Raw genomic sequence first — 17,599 nt, forward strand, 5'->3', positions numbered from 1 at the left:
CATTAAAAATAGGCTGTTGATTCATGCATTTTTTGCATTTGTCAACAGCCTGAAACGATAGGTTATCGTTTATAATAAAATTCTGTGTTTAAAGACTTTTAAGTTACATCCTATGCAGTCTAGATAAGAAAATAAAAATTTGAAAAATCACTTGAAGAAATATCTTTGAGTGATTTTTTATATACTTTAATTTAATATGTTTACTATAAAAATAGTGTGCTTTGGGTTATAATATAAATGAAGGAAAATATGAAATAGAGGATAATTATTATGAGAATTTTACATGTATTAGCTCAATTACCGATTAAAACAGGTAGTGGTGTATATTTTACAAATGTTATTGAAGGTCTAAAACAGTATGATGTTAAACAAGCAGCAGTTTATGCAACAACCTCGGAGTATAATTTTAATTTTGTTGATGAAAAATATGAAGTTGAATTTCAAGGTAAGGATATAAGTTTCCCTATTGTTGGAATGAGTGATATCATGCCATATGAAAATACTCTATATAAAAATATGTCGTATGACATGATGGAAGAGTGGCAAAATGCATTTCGTAGGAAGTTAGAAGCAGCCAAAGAAGAGTTTAAGCCTGATGTAATTATTACACATCATTTATGGGTTTTAAGTTCTATAGTTTGCGATGTATTTGAAGATAAAAAAGTAATAGGTGTTTGTCATAACACGGATATAAGGCAAGCAGAGAAGAACCGAATTATGAAAGATAACTATGTTAAAAATCTAGGGAAGTTAGATAAGATACTAGCATTAAGTAGTGGTGCTATAGAAGAAATTTCAAATATTTATAATTTTCCTAAGGAAAGAATTGTAAATATTGGTGCTGGATATAACGAGAAGATTTTTTATCCTGTGAAAAAATATGAAAACCATGATAATGTTAAAATTTTATATGCAGGAAAGTTTGATGAGTCGAAAGGTTTCTATGAATTGATTAAGGCGTTTAGATTATTAGAAGTAAAAGACGATAATGTGGAATTAGAATTAATAGGGAATTTGAAAGAAGAGGATAGACTGAGAGTTGAGGAATTAGTTGGAGATTCTACAAAAATTAGGATTTATAATGCTGTAGATCAAGTTCATTTAGGTGAGATTATGAGACATAAAGATGTATTTATATTACCATCTTACTTTGAGGGACTAGGATTAATCGCAGTAGAAGCCTTAGGTAGTGGTCTGAGAGTGGTTGCTACTGAGATAGAAGGGCTTATTGAATTTCTTGGAGAAAAAATAAATAGTTCTGAGATAATTGAGTATATTAAAATGCCTACAATTTATGATACAGACAAAGCGGTAGAAGAAGAGAAGCCTGCATTCATAAATAGGATTGTAGAGGCTTTAGAATTAATGATAGAAAGAACAAGAGAAAATCGTAAAATTCCTGTTGATTTGCTAGAAGAGATTGAACGTCATTCTTGGAAGAAGAAAATAGAAATTATTTATGAATTGTTGTAAAATAAATAACTATAGAATATATTTGATATATATTAAACATGGTTTATTAGAATTTGACAATATAAAATAAAGTGTACTAAACGACTCAAAAATCATTTTTGAAATCGTGATTTTCGAGTCGTATCTTTTTATGTTTTGGTTTTTAGAATAAAAATTAGGAGAATACAATGGATAAGATAATACTAATAGATGGAAATAGTTTGAGTTATCGTGCTTTTTACGCTATGCCAGCTTTAAAAAATAAAAAAGGTTTATATACAAACAGTGTATATGGCTTTACATTAATGTTAGAAAAAATATTAGCAGATACTAATCCGAAGTATGTGTTAGTTGCTTTTGATAAGGGGAAACAGACGTTTAGGCACCAAAGTTATGAGGCGTACAAAGGAACTAGAGATAAAACACCTAGTGAGTTAGTTGAACAATTTGGGTATGTTAGAGAACTTTTAGATTCTTATGGAATTAAGTATGAAGAACATTTTGAATATGAAGCGGATGATATTATTGGAAGCTATGCTAAGATTGCTGAAAAAGAAGGGCTAGAAGTAATAATAGTAACTGGAGATAAAGATTTAACACAGCTAGCAAGTAAGAATATCACTATTTATTATACAAAACGTGGTGTAACGGATATAGATTATTATACGCCTGAGTTTATTGCTGAAAAATATGGTTTAACTCCTGAACAAATCGTTGACATGAAAGGTCTTATGGGAGATAAGAGCGATAATATTCCTGGTGTAGCAGGAGTGGGTGAAAAAACTGCTATAAAACTATTAACTGAATATAAAACTGTAGAGAATGTACTAGAAAATATAGATAATATTAGTGGTAAAAAACTTAAAGAACGTCTAACAGAAGGCCGAGAAGATGCTCTATTAAGTAAGAAACTAGCAACTATTTATACTGAAGTTCCAGTTGATAATAAGTTGGAAGATTTAACATATAGTGAGAATGTGGAACTTAAGAGAGAACTATTTGAGAAACTTGAGTTTATTTCATTTTTAAGAAGATTATCACAAGAAAGTTCTACTGAAGATGTAGAGGTAGCTAATGAAGAAACAGTTACTCCTAAAAAAGAAATTAATGTTATTTTAGCGGATGAAAACACGAAAATTGATTTTACAGGAAGCTCGCTTCATGTTGAGTGCTATACTGAAGATTATCATAATTCAGATGTAGTAGGAATAGTAGTCTTTAAAGAAGGAGTTGCTTATATTTTTAGTGAAGAACAATTTTTTACTAATGAATTTGTAGTAGAATATCTTCAAAGTGAATTGGTTAAAACCGTATATGACTTTAAAAAGATTTTATTTATAGCGAAGAGAAATGGTGTTGATATTAACGGAGAAGTATTTGATGTTAAAATTGCATCTTATCTAATTGATGTGAATGCAAAAACTGAAATTGATAAAATTGTATTTAATTATCTTGGAAAAATAATAAATAGCGATGAAGAAGTATATGGTAAGGGCGCAAAACGAACTTTACCTACTCAAGACGTGATAAATCCTTATATTTCAGAAGTAGCAGAGTGTATTTCACTAATGAAGCCGCTAATGGAAGAAAAACTTGCTGAAGAAAATATGACGGATTTATACCGAAATATTGAAATAAAAGTTGCTAAAGTGTTAGCTAATATGGAATTTGAAGGAATACATGTTAGTAAAAAAGCTCTTGAGGAAATGAGTGTTGAGTTCGATGAAAGAATTAAAACTTTAGAATCTAGCATATATACGCTTGCTGGATCAGAGTTTAATATAGCTTCACCTAAACAGTTAGGAGTTGTGTTATTTGAAGATCTAGGACTACCGCCTGTTAAGAAAACGAAAACTGGATATTCTACAGCTGTAGAGGTATTAGAACAACTTCAACATAGCCATGAGATTATTCCGTTAATTATGGAGTATAGAACAATTACAAAATTGAACTCGACTTATGCAAAAGGATTAGTGAAAGATATTACTCGTGAAGGAAAAATTCATACACGTTACGAACAAACATTAGCTCAAACTGGTCGTCTATCTTCTGTGAGCCCAAATCTTCAAAATATTCCAACGAGAATTGAAGAGGGGAAAAAAATTAGAAAAGCATTTGTTCCAGCTTCTGAAGATAGAGTGATTTTGTCAATCGACTATTCTCAAATAGAGCTTAGAGTACTAGCTCATATTGCACAAGATAAAGGTATGATAGATGCATTTAAACATGATGTAGATATTCATACTAAAACAGCTAGTGATGTTAATGGAGTTAGTCTTGATGAAGTAACTTCGTCAATGCGTCGAGAAGCTAAAGCAGTTAACTTTGGTATTGTTTATGGAATTTCTGATTTTGGGCTGTCTAACAACCTAGGCATTACTAGAAAACGTGCGAAAGAATTTATCGACAAGTATTTAGAAACATTTAAAGGTGTTGATAAATATATGACAGATATTGTAGATTTTGCGAAAGAACATGGTTATGTTGAAACTTTATTCAATAGAAGAAGGGCTTTGCCGGATATTAATGCTAAGAATAAAATTGTCGCAAACTTAAACGCACGTATTGCGATGAATTCGCCTATTCAAGGGACTGCTGCAGATATTATTAAGATAGCCATGGTTAATGTATTCGAGTACTTAGAAAAAACAAATGTTGATGCAAAATTATTATTACAAGTACATGATGAATTAATCTTCGATGTAAATAAAGATATAGAAGAAGAGTTTACAAAAGAAATGATTAAAATTATGGAAGAAGCTGCTAACTTAGATGTTCAACTTAAAGCAGAAGCTAGTAGTGGAGTATCTTGGTATGATGCAAAATAAATTTTCTGATAATTAATTAAAAAGACAGAAAATTGAAGATAAATAAAAGTTAAAATTATTTAGTTTTCTTTTAATTTCAAATATATTTCAACTTAAATAGCTTATAAAAGTAGTACAACATTCTCTGTTATCCTTGATTAATTTTAAAGAAAAGTTAATTTTAAACCATATTAGTGGTTGTAAAATTAACTTTTTTTATATTTTGAATTTTGAGAAAAAGTTAACGTAATAAAAATAAAAACATAAAAAAGTTCTTATAAATTTAAGTTTACAAAATAGCGATGTATTTGATATAATTAGGATAAATAACATTACATTATAAATGTAAAATTAACATTCTAAGGAGATACAGCTATGAATAACAATCCATTAGTTAACGCAAGAGAACAGATAAAAGGTGCGTGTGAAGTATTAGGTTATAAAGAAGAAGTATATGAATCATTAAAAGATCCTCAAAGATTTATTGAGATTTCAATTCCGGTTAGAATGGATAATGGTGAGGTAAAATACTTTAAAGGTTTCCGATCACAACATAACGATGCAATTGGTCCTACAAAAGGTGGATTAAGATTTCACCCACTTGTAACAGCAGATGAAGTAAAAGCATTATCAATTTGGATGACCTTTAAATGTGCGGTTGCTAATCTACCATATGGTGGAGGTAAAGGTGGTATTATCGTAGATCCGAAAGATTTATCGAAAGGCGAGTTAGAAAGACTTTCTAGAGGATATATCAGAGGATTATACAAATATCTAGGCGAAAAACAAGATGTCCCTGCACCAGATGTAAATACAAACGGTCAAATTATGTCTTGGATGATTGATGAATATAATGTTCTTACTGGAGAACAAGGTGTTGGTACTTTAACGGGTAAACCGTTAGAATTAGGTGGTTCATTAGGAAGAACACAAGCAACTGGATATGGAGTTGCACTTGCTGCGAAATTAGCATTAGAAAAATTAGGAAAATCAACACAAGGTGCTAAATTTGCTGTCCAAGGATTTGGTAACGTAGGAAGCTACACTGTGGATACTGCTGCTAAATTTGGTGCAACAGTTGTTGCAGTTACTGAACGTGATGATGACGGTATTCAATATGCAGTTTACCGTGAAGCTGGATTATCATACGCTGAACTTCAAGAATGTAAAGATAAAAAAGTTAGATTCTACACATTGCCAAATACAAAACGCCTAACTTTAGATGAATTCTGGGCTTTAGATGTAGATGTTCTTTGTCCTTGTGCTTTGGAGAATGCTATTGATGCCAAAGAAGCAAGTTTAATTAAAGCTCCTATTATTTCAGAGGGTGCTAATGGTCCTGCAACATTAGAAGGAGATAAAGCATTACGAGAAAAAGGTGTTGTAGTAATTCCTGATATTCTTGCAAATAGTGGTGGTGTAACAGTATCTTACTTTGAATGGGTACAAAACCTACAAGGATACTACTGGACTGAAGAGGAAGTAGTTGAAAAACAAGCAAGAGTAATGACGAAAGCATTTAATGATATCTGGGAAGTAAAAGAAAGATTTGATATCCCAATGAGAAAAGCTGCTTATGTGAACTCTATTGAAAAAATTGTTAAAAATATGAAGCTAAAAGGTAAATTAAGCTAATAACAAATAAAGAATCGACATGAGATATCTCGTGTTGATTCTTTTTTACTATTTAGTTGCTAGGGTTTCAAGTATATAATCATCGAATTGGTGTTGAAATATTTTTTTATAATCCAAAAATTTATAATGTTGAACTGTAACATTTTTAAGTGATTCGACTAGTTTAAATTGAGCCTCAAGAGGTGTTTTAGGACTTAGATATGACATTGCATAGTGAACTTTTTGTGTGATGAGGTTGCTAATATTGAGTATATCAATCAAGGCTAGTACGTCATACAGATAACTAATTTTTTCAGGAAAATCAATTTCAAAATTATATAACTTTTTAAATATTGGATTTTTTTTGTTTTGAATATAAGTATTTTTTATATCGCAAAGTGAACAATCTTCTATAAAAAGTTCTGTAACTGAATCAAAATACTTAGCACAAACTAAGCTAATCGCAGCACCTTGGCCAAGACCTGTTAAAATTATATCTTTTTTTGGAAACATCCTCTCAGTAATATGGATAGTATCTAGTGCATCTTGAAATACTAGATTATAATATGGTATCTCATACTCGCTATCGATAAATGAGAAATGAGAATAAGGTGTGTTATTTTCACTATTGCCAGCTTGACCTCTAATATGCATAGAAATTAGCGCGTAATCTAGCATACAATACTTTGTCAAGTTTAAATAGTCTTTGTTTTTAACTTTGAACTCAGGAAAATCTACGATAACTCCTTTAACTTTTGAATTAGGAATAACAAGATCTAACTCAATTTTTGAATTATCTGTACCTAGAAAAGTTATTTTTTTATATTTAGCAAAAGGATGAGGTGTATTTAGTGAAGTTTCTGCAAAATCAAATTTTCTATGTTTTTCTAATTTCATTTTTTGCTCCTATTTTTCTTCAAGTAAAAAGTTGAATACTTCATTATTAAAATGTGGGATATTCTCATGGTAATACTTTTTATAAATACATGCTTTCTTTTTACTTTCAATATTATTAAATACTTTTTCTTGAGTTTCTTTCGGACAGTCTTCATCAAGATTAGAAATTCCAAATAACACTTCACACTTTAATAATTTAGCGAAATTCAAAGTATCAAGATAATAAAGATTATTCAAGAAAGCTTTGGTGTTTTCACCTTTAGTGTTAAACCATCTTCCATGATGAGTAAATTCTGCGTATGCATTTTTTCTATTATCAAGATCATAGAAGGTTTGGAAATCCGAAAGAAAAGGATATAAACTTATGCATTTTGTAACGTTTTTGTTTAATGCAGCAAACATTATAGAAAAAGCTCCACCTTGAGAAGCGCCATAGCTAGCTATATTCTTTGAGTCTACTTCATCAAATGAGCTAACTATTCTAGAAAGAATAAGCGTATCTAAAATATTTTTGTAAAATATCATATCTTCTATATTTTCATCTAGACCTATTGTAAGATGCCCAAAGACTGAAGGAGAAGAATTGCTTTTGTCTTTACTTAATCCTCCTTGATTTCTAAAATCTATAGCGACTACATCGTATCCAAGAGAAACGAAGGTAGACTTTTCTAACCAGTTTCTACTAGAAGCAGGATAACCGTGAAAATAGAAAAGTATAGGGATAGTTTTGTTTGGATATAGTGTTCTATACTTTATATTTTTTATATATTTAGCGTGTATTGTTGAGTTATCAAAGCTAGTAAAAGTTAAATTATAAAATTCTATATTTTCAAATGTGGAAAATGAAGTTTCCTTTAAATTATAGTTGATTTGAAGGTTATTTATGTATTCGATTTTCTTAAACCAAAAATCTTGGAAATTTTTCTTACTATTCATTATAATCTCCCATTTAGCGTTTTCAATTACTTAATATATTATCACTCGAAAGAAAAATTATCCATCAATATGAATTACTAATAGATAGGAAGAGCAGTTGACTCAAAAGTCCTAAATTTTAAAAAAAGAGTATATTATAACTCACTCCTGCTTTTTATTTTTTGGCTTCATTATAATTACCTCTATTCTTTTATTATATCATAAATATATTTTTATTATCAGTCTATATTTTTTATTTTTATTGTGATATATTATAAGTGTAAATTATATAGTATACTATAATTCTATATGTAGTTGCAAATACATATAAAATTTTTAAAAATTTATTTATAAAAGGGAGGTGTATATTATGAATAATAAATTTAAATTGTCAAGTGCTATTTTATCTGCTAGTTTATTAATTACTCCTGTTTCTGGTTTAACTAATAATTTTAATAATGTTGCTAAAGCTAATTCTTATATTAAAGAAGAACCAAAAGATACTATTTATAAAATTTTAGAACCTAATGTAAAAATTAATGACGGTAAAATAGTATTAGAAAATAAAAAAATATAAAAAATCAAATAATTAATAATTGGGAAAAAATAAAATTAAAAACAACTTTCAAATCACCAGAAGAACTTTTTCTGATCCAAATTACCATAGGCAAACTCATTGGTAGGAAACTCTTCATTTCTTTTATACAGATGCAGTAGCTTATAGATATGCCTATGAAATGAATGAATCTGGAATAACTCAAGGCGTTGTTGCAGGATTTTCAAGTATTCTGGGAGGTTTTGTAGGATGTGTAATAGGATTAAGTGTAGGTCACACTTTTTTCATAGCTAACACAGTAAATTACAATACAGATCTTCCAGAAGATGGAGTAGAGTTATCTGTAAAACATTGGGGGGAATCAATTGCAAACCAAGATAATGAGAATATTAAAATTTACTTTTATAATTATAATATCTATTTTATTCTTAATACTTTATTTAAAAACAAACAATCCATACATAATAGTAATATATATAACAACAACTGTAAGTCCATTTATAAGAGAAAAAATTTTTAAAAAAAGAAAAGACGACTAAATGTGAGTCTGTGAAAAAAGTCTGTAAAAATAACCCTTCCTATGTTAAACTGAAATTAACTAGGGAGGATAAAAAACGCCAAGAAGAAAAAGATATTCAAAAAAACCGAAATTAATGAAACAATTAGTATCAGAATAAGGAGTAGGAAGTGTATCCGACATACAAAATACCTTAAAAGATTTACTAGGAGATATAAGAACTACTATAAGTAGAAATAAATAGTATAATCTTCTATTTAACGTTTTATTCGTTTAACTATCATCTAGCTTGAGAAATTTCCATTAATAAGAATTTTAATAGGGTATTATTTAGACTTATGTTAAAAGAAGTAGGACATAGTATGGATAGTATAATAATTGAAAAAAAAGTTTATCTGTAGTAGAATTATTTATTAATGACTAAAAAATAAGGAAAGAGGATAAATTGAAACCATATGGATCTCAGTATCTTAATTAAAATATTAATAATAGTATTGTTACTTATTGCCTCGGCAATATTCGTAATGTTTGAATTTGCACTTGTTAAACTTAGACCAACAAGGGTAAATGAATTAGTAGAATCAGGAAATAAGATAGCTAAAATTTTGGTTGTAATGGTAGAACAATTAGATCATTACTTATCTGCGACACAGTTAGGTATAACGATTGTTTCTTTAGGGTTAGGTTGGATTGGTGAGGCTACATTTCATTCGATGTTTAATCCGATATTTTCTTTATTAAATCTTAATGAAGCCATAACTCATACAATATCTTTAGTAGTGGCATTTGGATTTATGACACTATTACACGTTGTTTTAGGAGAGTTAGTCCCTAAAACAATAGCTATTCAATCCGCAGAAAAAACTTGTTTACGAGTAGCCTGGCCAATGTATATGTTTGATAAAGTAATGCGTCCATTAGTTTGGTTGCTTAATTCACTAGCAAATGTTATAGCGAAAATGTTTGGATATGAACCAGCTTCTGAACATGATGATATTCATAGTGAACAAGAACTAAGAACAATTATGAAATCTTCAAGAGCGCACGGTCAAATTAACGATGTTGAGTATCGTTATGTAGAAAGAGTATTCGAATTTGACAATAAAATTGCTAAAGAAATCATGACACCTAGAACAGAGGTGGAAGCTATTGATATGAGCGATTCATTAGCAATTATTATGAGGCAATTAAAGCAAGAAGAATATACTAGATACCCGGTAATAGAAGATGGTGATAAAGATCAAATTCTAGGTATATTAAATGTTAAGAAATTATTATTTGCTGATAAGCCTCTTGAAAATACAAAAGATTTAGAAGAATATATAACACCAGCTATAAAAATTTTTGAACACACACCTATTTCGCAAGTATTAACAACTATAAAACAAAATAGAGAACATATGATTGTTATTACTGATGAGTATGGAGGAACTAGTGGAGTTGTTACTTTAGAGGATATAGTTGAGGAAATTACTGGTGAAATTCGTGATGAGTTTGATGAAGATGAACAAAGTTTAGTTAAAAAACTTAAAAATGGACATTATTTAATTGATGGATGGGTTCCAATTCAAGATGTCAATGCACTATTCCATGTCCAACTTCCACATGAAGAAGTAGATACAATTGGAGCTTATGTATATTTAGAAAAATACGAAGCAAAAGTTGGTGCAGTATATTCTATAGATAAGTTAACATTTGTGGTAAGAAAAGTTGAAGAAAATCAAATACGAACTTTAGAAGTTTGGAAAGAGAAATAGATGAAAATGGAAGAGATAGAAAGAAAAAGCTATCTCTTCTTTAATTTTCAATATGAATAATAATTGTAAATTACTTTAAATGTACTTAAAACTTCTTAGTTTATCTTTACTATTCCGAACAATAGTGGTATTATATACATATAATATACGAATAAATATATTGAATGTATACAGTGTGGTAATTTACCAAATATGCTATGTAAGGAGTATAAGATGAAGTTAAAGAGAAGTGAAAGAATAGTAGTGATGACGGAATATTTATTAAATAACCCTAATAAATTAATTCCATTAACATATTTTGTTTCAAAATTTAATCAGGCTAAATCTTCAATAAGTGAAGATATACATATAATAAAAACGGGTTTTAAAGAAGAAAATATTGGTGAAGTAAAAACTTTAGCTGGAGTAAGTGGTGGAGTGGTTTTTACACCAACTTTGGTAGAAGATGATGCCAAAAAAATTCTTAATGATTTTATGGTGAAAATTAATGATGGCAATCGTTTATTAGCTGGTGGATATATTTTTATGTCTGATATAATTGGTGATCCAAGTTTAATGAATAAATTGGGAAGAGTAGTAGCTACTGTATATAAGAATAAGGAAGTTGATGCAGTAGTGACAGTTGCTACGAAAGGAATTCCTGTAGCTTATGCGATAGCTTCAATTTTAAATAAACCTGTGATAATTATTAGAAGAGACAATAAGGTTACAGAAGGAACTACAGTAGCGATTAATTATGTTTCTGGGTCTACAAAGAAAATAGAAACAATGATTTTATCAAAACGTAGTTTAAATACAGGATCAAAAGTACTATTAGTTGATGATTTCATGCGTGGTGGAGGAGTTCTTACAGGTATGGAAAGTCTGATGAATGAATTTGATGTTGATGTAGTGGGTAAAGTAATCATTACACAGTGTTTTGATTCGCCAAGAGAACATGAAGATGATTATCTATATTTATCAAAAATAGAAAATATTGATGAATACAATGGAACTTTTGATGTTAAATTAGGGAATGTTATAGAAAAATTACGTCAAGTAGAAAAAGAGGATGTTGAGAATGAATAATAATAGATATGCAGTAATATTAGCAGCAGGTAAAGGGACGAGAATGCAGTCTAAACTATATAAAGTGCTACATAAGGTGTGTGATAGAACTATGGTTGAGCTTGTGTTAGATAGTCTTAGTGATTTAGAAATGCAAGAGGTAATTACTGTAGTCGGGCATGGTGCTGAAAGAGTAAAAGAAGTACTAGGTGATAGAACTAAGTTTGTTCTTCAAGCGGAACAATTAGGTACTGCTCACGCAGTAAAAGTAGCAAAGGATGAATTAAAAGATAAAGAAGGTACTACTATAGTAATGTATGGTGATACTCCATTAATTCGCTCGGAGACTATTAATAATATGTTAGATCACCATGAAAAAATGAATGCTAAAGCAACAGTTTTAACAGCAATAGCTGATAACCCATTCGCTTATGGACGTATAATTCGTGATGTAAATGGTAATTTAGTTAAGATTGTTGAAGAAAAAGATGCTACTGAACAAGAGAGAAAAATCAAAGAAATCAACTCAGGTATTTACTGTTTTGACAACAAACTTTTATTTGAAATGCTAGAAAAAGTAAAAAATGACAATAATCAAGGTGAATATTATCTTCCAGATGTTCTTGGTTTAATTCGTGAGAAAAAAGAAATAATTGAAACGTATCTTTGTGACGATTTTGATGAAACTTTTGGTGTTAATGATAGGGTAGCGTTAGCTTATGCTGAAAATGTAATGAGAAATAGAATAAATACGAAACATATGTTAGCAGGAGTAACTTTAGTTGATCCTACAAATACCTATATTGCACCAAATGCAGTTATTGGTCGTGATACAACTATTTATCCAAATGTAACTATTAAATCAAACACTATTATTGGAGAAGATTGTAAAATTAAGCCTAATTCATATTTAGAAAATGTACAAATAGGGAATGGTGTAAAAGTAATTTCCTCAACAATTAGTGATTCAAAAATTGGTGATTATACAAGTGTAGGACCATATTCACATATTAGAAACAATTGTGAACTAGGAAAAAATGTTAGAGTTGGGAATTTTGTTGAATTAAAAAATACAACATATGGAGATGGCTCTAAAACTGCTCACTTAAGTTATCTTGGTGACACTGAAGTAGGAAGTAACACCAATATAGGTTGTGGAACAATCACTGTTAATTATGATGGGAAAAATAAATATAAAACAAAAATAGGTAGTGATGCATTTATTGGGTGTAACTCAAACTTGATAGCTCCACTTGAGATAGGAGATGGTGCGGTTGTTGCTGCAGGAACTACTGTAACAGAAAATGCACCAGATGATGCATTAGTAATAGCGCGTGTTAAACAAGAAAACAAAGTAGGTTACGCAAAAAAAATGCCTGCTGGAAGAAAATCGTAAAATATTAAAGTATAATATATTAATAATTGTTATAGTAAAAAGGTTAGAAAGAAACTGTATCAATAAATTAGTTAAAAAAACTTTATTTTATTACATAGCTATTAAAATTATATAGGAAAAAGATGGAAGGTAAGTAAAATAACTTATCATTCATCTTTTTTTATCTTGAAATAGTTAAGTAAAAAGTATATAATTACATATGTAAAGAATGTGTTATAAATAAAATGTTTGTATTATAATAAAAATATAAGGAGGAAATATTATGAAATCAAAGCACCAAAAAATATTAGAATATATAAAGAGCTTACCTATTGGAAGTAAAATATCAGTTAGACAAGTTGCTAAAGAGTTAAAAGTTAGTGAAGGAACTGCATATCGAGCTATTAAAGAATCAGAGAATCGAGGGTTTGTTTCATCTATAGAGCGTGTTGGAACAGTTAGAATTCAGAAAAAAGAAAGAGATAATGTTGAGAAATTATCGTATTCTGAGATCGTAAATATAGTAAGCGGACAATTAATTGCTGGTCGTGGAGGAGTTCATGAAATTGTTCAGGACTTTGCAATCGGGGCGATGGATTCAGAGCAAGTTGGTCAACATATTAGAAAAGGTACACTGCTAATAATAGGTAACCGTCCGAAAATTATTGAGATGTCATTAGAAAAAGAATGTGCTATTTTAGTGACTGGAGGTTATGTTCCAAATGATTCTATTAAAGCTTTAGCTGATAGTAAGAATTTACCATTGATTATAACTCCACATGATACTTTCTCAGTTACACATTTAATTAATCGTGTAACAAATGACCAAATTATTAAAAGGGATATTATAACAGTTGAAAGTATTTATATAAAAGTTGAAAGTTTATATACAATTAATTTGAATAATACTGTAAAAGATTGGTATGATCTTCAGTTAGAAGTCGGACATACTAGGTATCCTGTAGTTAATGAGTATGGAAAACTAGTAGGTATAATAACAGCACGTGATGTATTTTTACAGGATAAAGATGCATTAATAAAAGAAGTAATGGAAAGAAAAGTTGCTACTACTACTTTAGATACTCCAATATCATCAGTAGCTAATACGATGTTGTCTGAAGGGTATGAATTAATGCCTGTAATAGATTCTAAAAATACATTGTTAGGAATAGTAACTAGAAAACTCGTTATTAATTCATTGTTAACGAATAATAGATTCCAAGAAGGACACAATAATGATACATTTGATGAAATAATGAGAAAAGGAATAGTTCCAAGAGCTGATGGATTACAGGTTAAGGTTATTCCTCAAATGTTAGATCAGTTTGGGACATTTTCAAGCTCAGCATTATTAAGTATAATAGATGAATCTATTCATATAACTAGCTACAATTACAATAGAAGTGAAGTCCTGATGCAAAATACTACACTTTATTTCTTGAAGTCTGTTCCTTTAGATAGAACAATTACTACAAAAGTCAATATTTTAGATATTGGACGTAAAACAGCTAAGTTCGATGTAGAAGTATATGATAAGACAGAGTTAGTCGCAAAAGCTATGGTAACTTGCCAAGTATTCCAAAGAAATTAAAGAAAGAAGAAATTAAATGAGTACAAACTACGAAAACTTATATGAGGAAATTTTTCAAAAGATAAAGGAAAATGATAGTATTATTATACATAGACATGAAAGACCAGATCCAGATGCTTATGGATCGCAAGGTGCTATGTATCAACTTATTAAGGAAAATTTTCCCGAGAAAAAAGTAATTACTGTAGGTAAAGATTCTCCATCATTAGATTTCTTATTTAAAAATTCAGAAGTAACAGAAGATGATTATAAGGATACTTTAGTTATAGTTACTGATACAGCTAACTTTCCAAGAATAGATGGGAAACTATTTACAAAAAACAACTTTCTTATAAAAATAGATCATCATCCACCATTAGATAATTATGGAAGTATAAATTTAGTGAATACAGAAGTTTCATCTTGCAGTGAATTAATATATAATTTTTATGAGTATTTAAATAGAAATTATGATATAAAGTTAAATGATGAAGCAGCTAAATTATTGTATCTTGGTATCGTAGGAGACACAGGGAGATTTTTATTCCCAAATACTTCTAATGATACATTAAGAGTAGCTTCGGAACTAATAAAATATGATTTTAATATGAGTGCGCTATTAGATAAGATGGAGATAATTAGTGAAAATATTATGCGTTTTAGAGCATTTATTTTTGAAAAATATGATGTTTATCAAGATGGAGTCGCATATCTTAAAATTACTAAGGAAGATATGGATAAATATGGAGTTGATCCAGGAGAAGTATCTACAGGAGTTAACTTGCTTAGAAGTCTGAAAGATTTATACGCGTGGTGTTTTGCTATTGATGAAGGTAACAAGGTTCGTGTGCGTATACGTTCTAAAGGTCCTGTAATCAATACTCTTGCTGAAAAATATGCTGGTGGAGGTCATCCATTGGCGAGTGGAGCAACAGTGAAAAATTGGGAAGAACTTGATGATTTACTAGATGATATGGCTAATGTAGTAGCTGAATATTTAAGAGAGAATGAGATTAAAATCGAAAACTAAAATGATATTTTCAGATTTTTTCAGGGTGTTTTCAAAAAATCCGCTTGACACAAGAAAAATATAGTGTTATACTAGTTAGAAATAAATAGAAACCAATACTCGTATAAGTAATAAATGGAATTTTTTAAGAGAGTACCGTGAGCTGAAAAGGTATATTATGAAATTTATGAAGATGGTTCGAGTGGTTAATAAGGTAAACATAATTTGTAAACTTTGTTCGGTGGTCCACGTTATAGGATAGACTATGTTAGTAGTTGTAATAAGTAAAATATAAGGTGGTACCGCGTATAACGCCCTTATTCTGGATTTCAGAGTAAGGGTGTTTTTTATTTTCAAAAAGAGAAAGGAGACAGACATGATTGAATTAAAAAAAGTTAATAAGATATATAATAATAAAGTTCATGCTCTAAAAGATATTAATTTAAAAGTTGAAAAAGGTGATATTTACGGAATTATCGGTTATTCTGGAGCTGGGAAAAGTACGTTAGTAAGGCTGTTAAACGGACTTGAGGTTGCAACAGATGGAGAGGTAATAATTGAGGGTGATGACTTTAATAAAATAACTGAAGAACAACGTCGTTTAAAACGTCAAAGAATTGGAATGATTTTCCAACACTTTAATTTATTATGGAGCAGAACAGTTGCTGAGAATATTGCATTTCCGTTAGAAATTCTTGGGAAATCAAAAGCTGAAATTAAAGAAAGAGTAGAAGAACTTGCTAAATTAGTAGGTTTAGAAGATAGACTAAATGCTTATCCGTCTCAACTTTCTGGTGGGCAAAAACAAAGAGTTGGTATTGCACGTGCACTAGCGGGTAATCCTTCAATTTTACTTTGTGATGAAGCAACGAGTGCTCTTGATCCAGAAACAACAGCTGAGGTATTAAATTTAATAAAGGAAATCCATAACAAAACAAATATTACAGTTGTTTTAATTACGCATGAAATGAATGTTATTAAGACAATTTGTACAAAAGTAGCTGTTATAGATGGTGGAACAATCGCTGAGGATGGATTGGTTTCTGAAGTTTTCTATCATCCAACACAAGAAGTTACGAAAAAATTCTTATCACAAACATCATTCGCATCAGAGTTTGAAGAAAGAGAAAATATTGAAGAGTGGAAAAAAGTATTTACTGATGGAGTTATTATTAAATTCACATTTGATAATAATACATCGAAAAAGCCAATACTTAGTACATTAGTACGTGAAATAGATTTTGATTTTAATATAATTAATGGACATATTGATAAAACGGCAAATGCAAATATTGGTACGTTATTTGTCCAATTAATTGGGTCTAAAGAAAATACTGATAAAGCAATATCTAGACTGAATGAACTAGGTATCTTAACGGAGGTGTTATAATGTTTGATTTTTCAAGAGTTAATTGGATTAAAGTACAAGATAAAACAATTGAAACACTTATTATGACTTTTGAGTCATTGATTGCGGTGTTTTTAGTAGGATTATTTTTAGGGTTATTATTATATTTAACATCTAATAGTAAGAGTACTTTTGGACGTGGTTTTTACGCTGTTGTTACTGCAATAGTTAATATATTTCGTGCAATTCCGTTTATCATCTTAATTGTATTATTAATTCCATTTACAAAGGCTTTAGTAGGTACAATTATCGGAGTTCAAGCAGCGATTCCTGCGCTTATTATTTCTGCTGCACCATTCTACGCTCGTTTAGTAGAAATTGGTCTGCGTGAAGTAGATAAAGGGGTAATCGAAGCTGCTCGTGCAATGGGAGCTAAAAATACTACTATTATTACAAAAGTTTTAATTCCAGAGAGTTTACCTGCGATTATATCGGGATTAACTGTTACAGCAATTGCTTTAGTTGGTTCAACAGCTATGGCAGGTGTTATCGGTGCAGGAGGACTTGGTAACTTGGCTTATTTAGATGGATTCCAACGTAATAACAGTACTTTAACATTCGTAGCGACAGTGTTAATATTAATCATTGTATTTGCTATTCAAATACTTGGTGATACGATTGTTAAAAAAGTTGATAAGAGATAATATTAAAGAACAAGGTAGGAAAAGCTATCTT

At 29.8% G+C, this 17,599-nt stretch carries 14 protein-coding genes; 12 read left to right on the forward strand and 2 right to left on the reverse strand.

Annotation, left to right across the window (positions count from 1 at the left end; genetic code table 11):
- Positions 1 to 270 precede the first annotated feature (270 nt).
- From RWL85_RS03505 to RWL85_RS03515, 3 genes are all read left to right on the forward strand, one after another.
- Positions 271 to 1,473: a glycosyltransferase family 4 protein gene (locus RWL85_RS03505; protein WP_314085059.1), complete on the forward strand. Its 1,203-nt coding sequence runs from the start codon at positions 271 to 273 to the stop codon at positions 1,471 to 1,473.
- A 167-nt stretch (positions 1,474 to 1,640) separates the two neighbouring features.
- Positions 1,641 to 4,280, forward strand: a complete 2,640-nt coding sequence (gene polA / locus RWL85_RS03510; RefSeq protein ID WP_314085061.1) for a DNA polymerase I — start codon at positions 1,641 to 1,643, stop codon at positions 4,278 to 4,280.
- Between the two features lie 354 nt (positions 4,281 to 4,634).
- Positions 4,635 to 5,894, forward strand: a complete 1,260-nt coding sequence (locus RWL85_RS03515; RefSeq protein ID WP_314085063.1) for a Glu/Leu/Phe/Val dehydrogenase — start codon at positions 4,635 to 4,637, stop codon at positions 5,892 to 5,894.
- A 48-nt stretch (positions 5,895 to 5,942) separates the two neighbouring features.
- Here RWL85_RS03515 and RWL85_RS03520 read toward each other — a convergent pair whose 3' ends face one another.
- Together RWL85_RS03520 and RWL85_RS03525 are read right to left on the reverse strand one after the other, a co-directional pair.
- Positions 5,943 to 6,770: an acetylxylan esterase gene (locus RWL85_RS03520; RefSeq protein WP_314085064.1), complete on the reverse strand. Its 828-nt coding sequence runs from the start codon at positions 6,768 to 6,770 to the stop codon at positions 5,943 to 5,945.
- Between the two features lie 9 nt (positions 6,771 to 6,779).
- Positions 6,780 to 7,706, reverse strand: a complete 927-nt coding sequence (locus tag RWL85_RS03525) for an alpha/beta fold hydrolase (RefSeq protein WP_314085066.1) — start codon at positions 7,704 to 7,706, stop codon at positions 6,780 to 6,782.
- A gap of 349 nt (positions 7,707 to 8,055) precedes the next feature.
- On the opposite strand from RWL85_RS03525, the gene RWL85_RS03530 reads away from it, so the two are divergent.
- From RWL85_RS03530 to RWL85_RS03570, 9 genes are all read left to right on the forward strand, one after another.
- On the forward strand, positions 8,056 to 8,262 hold the full coding sequence (locus RWL85_RS03530; protein ID WP_314085068.1) for a hypothetical protein: 207 nt from the start codon (positions 8,056 to 8,058) through the stop codon (positions 8,260 to 8,262).
- Positions 8,263 to 8,422: 160 nt separating this feature from the next.
- Complete coding sequence (locus tag RWL85_RS03535; RefSeq protein WP_314085069.1) at positions 8,423 to 8,761, forward strand: hypothetical protein; 339 nt, start codon at positions 8,423 to 8,425, stop codon at positions 8,759 to 8,761.
- Between the two features lie 452 nt (positions 8,762 to 9,213).
- A complete protein-coding gene (locus RWL85_RS03540) occupies positions 9,214 to 10,515 on the forward strand; it encodes a hemolysin family protein (protein WP_314085071.1) in 1,302 nt (433 codons plus the stop codon).
- A gap of 213 nt (positions 10,516 to 10,728) precedes the next feature.
- Positions 10,729 to 11,583: a pur operon repressor gene (purR, locus tag RWL85_RS03545; protein ID WP_314085073.1), complete on the forward strand. Its 855-nt coding sequence runs from the start codon at positions 10,729 to 10,731 to the stop codon at positions 11,581 to 11,583.
- Positions 11,576 to 12,958, forward strand: a complete 1,383-nt coding sequence (gene glmU / locus RWL85_RS03550) for a bifunctional UDP-N-acetylglucosamine diphosphorylase/glucosamine-1-phosphate N-acetyltransferase GlmU (protein WP_314085074.1) — start codon at positions 11,576 to 11,578, stop codon at positions 12,956 to 12,958. Before purR ends, glmU begins: the two co-directional genes overlap by 8 nt.
- A 262-nt stretch (positions 12,959 to 13,220) precedes the next feature.
- Positions 13,221 to 14,528: a DRTGG domain-containing protein gene (locus tag RWL85_RS03555; RefSeq protein WP_314085076.1), complete on the forward strand. Its 1,308-nt coding sequence runs from the start codon at positions 13,221 to 13,223 to the stop codon at positions 14,526 to 14,528.
- A 16-nt stretch (positions 14,529 to 14,544) separates the two neighbouring features.
- Complete coding sequence (locus RWL85_RS03560; RefSeq protein WP_314085078.1) at positions 14,545 to 15,537, forward strand: bifunctional oligoribonuclease/PAP phosphatase NrnA; 993 nt, start codon at positions 14,545 to 14,547, stop codon at positions 15,535 to 15,537.
- Between the two features lie 355 nt (positions 15,538 to 15,892).
- Positions 15,893 to 16,906, forward strand: coding sequence for an ATP-binding cassette domain-containing protein (locus RWL85_RS03565; RefSeq protein WP_314085080.1), 1,014 nt, complete (start codon positions 15,893 to 15,895; stop codon positions 16,904 to 16,906).
- Complete coding sequence (locus tag RWL85_RS03570; RefSeq protein WP_314085082.1) at positions 16,906 to 17,568, forward strand: methionine ABC transporter permease; 663 nt, start codon at positions 16,906 to 16,908, stop codon at positions 17,566 to 17,568. Before RWL85_RS03565 ends, RWL85_RS03570 begins: the two co-directional genes overlap by 1 nt.
- Positions 17,569 to 17,599 lie beyond the last annotated feature (31 nt).

Source organism: uncultured Gemella sp., from assembly GCF_963515875.1.
Taxonomy (GTDB): Bacteria; Bacillota; Bacilli; order Staphylococcales; family Gemellaceae; genus Gemella.

Bases quoted from the DNA above. Each gene is read 5' to 3' on its own strand.
- polA (WP_314085061.1), top strand. From the start codon at position 1,641: ATGGATAAGATAATACTAATAGATGGAAATAGTTTGAGTTATCGTGCT.
- RWL85_RS03515 (WP_314085063.1), top strand. From the start codon at position 4,635: ATGAATAACAATCCATTAGTTAACGCAAGAGAACAGATAAAAGGTGCG.
- RWL85_RS03540 (WP_314085071.1), top strand. From the start codon at position 9,214: ATGGATCTCAGTATCTTAATTAAAATATTAATAATAGTATTGTTACTT.
- RWL85_RS03520 (WP_314085064.1), bottom strand. From the start codon at position 6,770: ATGAAATTAGAAAAACATAGAAAATTTGATTTTGCAGAAACTTCACTA.
- RWL85_RS03505 (WP_314085059.1), top strand. From the start codon at position 271: ATGAGAATTTTACATGTATTAGCTCAATTACCGATTAAAACAGGTAGT.
- RWL85_RS03560 (WP_314085078.1), top strand. From the start codon at position 14,545: ATGAGTACAAACTACGAAAACTTATATGAGGAAATTTTTCAAAAGATA.
- RWL85_RS03525 (WP_314085066.1), bottom strand. From the start codon at position 7,706: ATGAATAGTAAGAAAAATTTCCAAGATTTTTGGTTTAAGAAAATCGAA.
- RWL85_RS03530 (WP_314085068.1), top strand. From the start codon at position 8,056: ATGAATAATAAATTTAAATTGTCAAGTGCTATTTTATCTGCTAGTTTA.
- RWL85_RS03555 (WP_314085076.1), top strand. From the start codon at position 13,221: ATGAAATCAAAGCACCAAAAAATATTAGAATATATAAAGAGCTTACCT.
- purR (WP_314085073.1), top strand. From the start codon at position 10,729: ATGAAGTTAAAGAGAAGTGAAAGAATAGTAGTGATGACGGAATATTTA.
- glmU (WP_314085074.1), top strand. From the start codon at position 11,576: ATGAATAATAATAGATATGCAGTAATATTAGCAGCAGGTAAAGGGACG.
- RWL85_RS03570 (WP_314085082.1), top strand. From the start codon at position 16,906: ATGTTTGATTTTTCAAGAGTTAATTGGATTAAAGTACAAGATAAAACA.
- RWL85_RS03535 (WP_314085069.1), top strand. From the start codon at position 8,423: ATGAATGAATCTGGAATAACTCAAGGCGTTGTTGCAGGATTTTCAAGT.
- RWL85_RS03565 (WP_314085080.1), top strand. From the start codon at position 15,893: ATGATTGAATTAAAAAAAGTTAATAAGATATATAATAATAAAGTTCAT.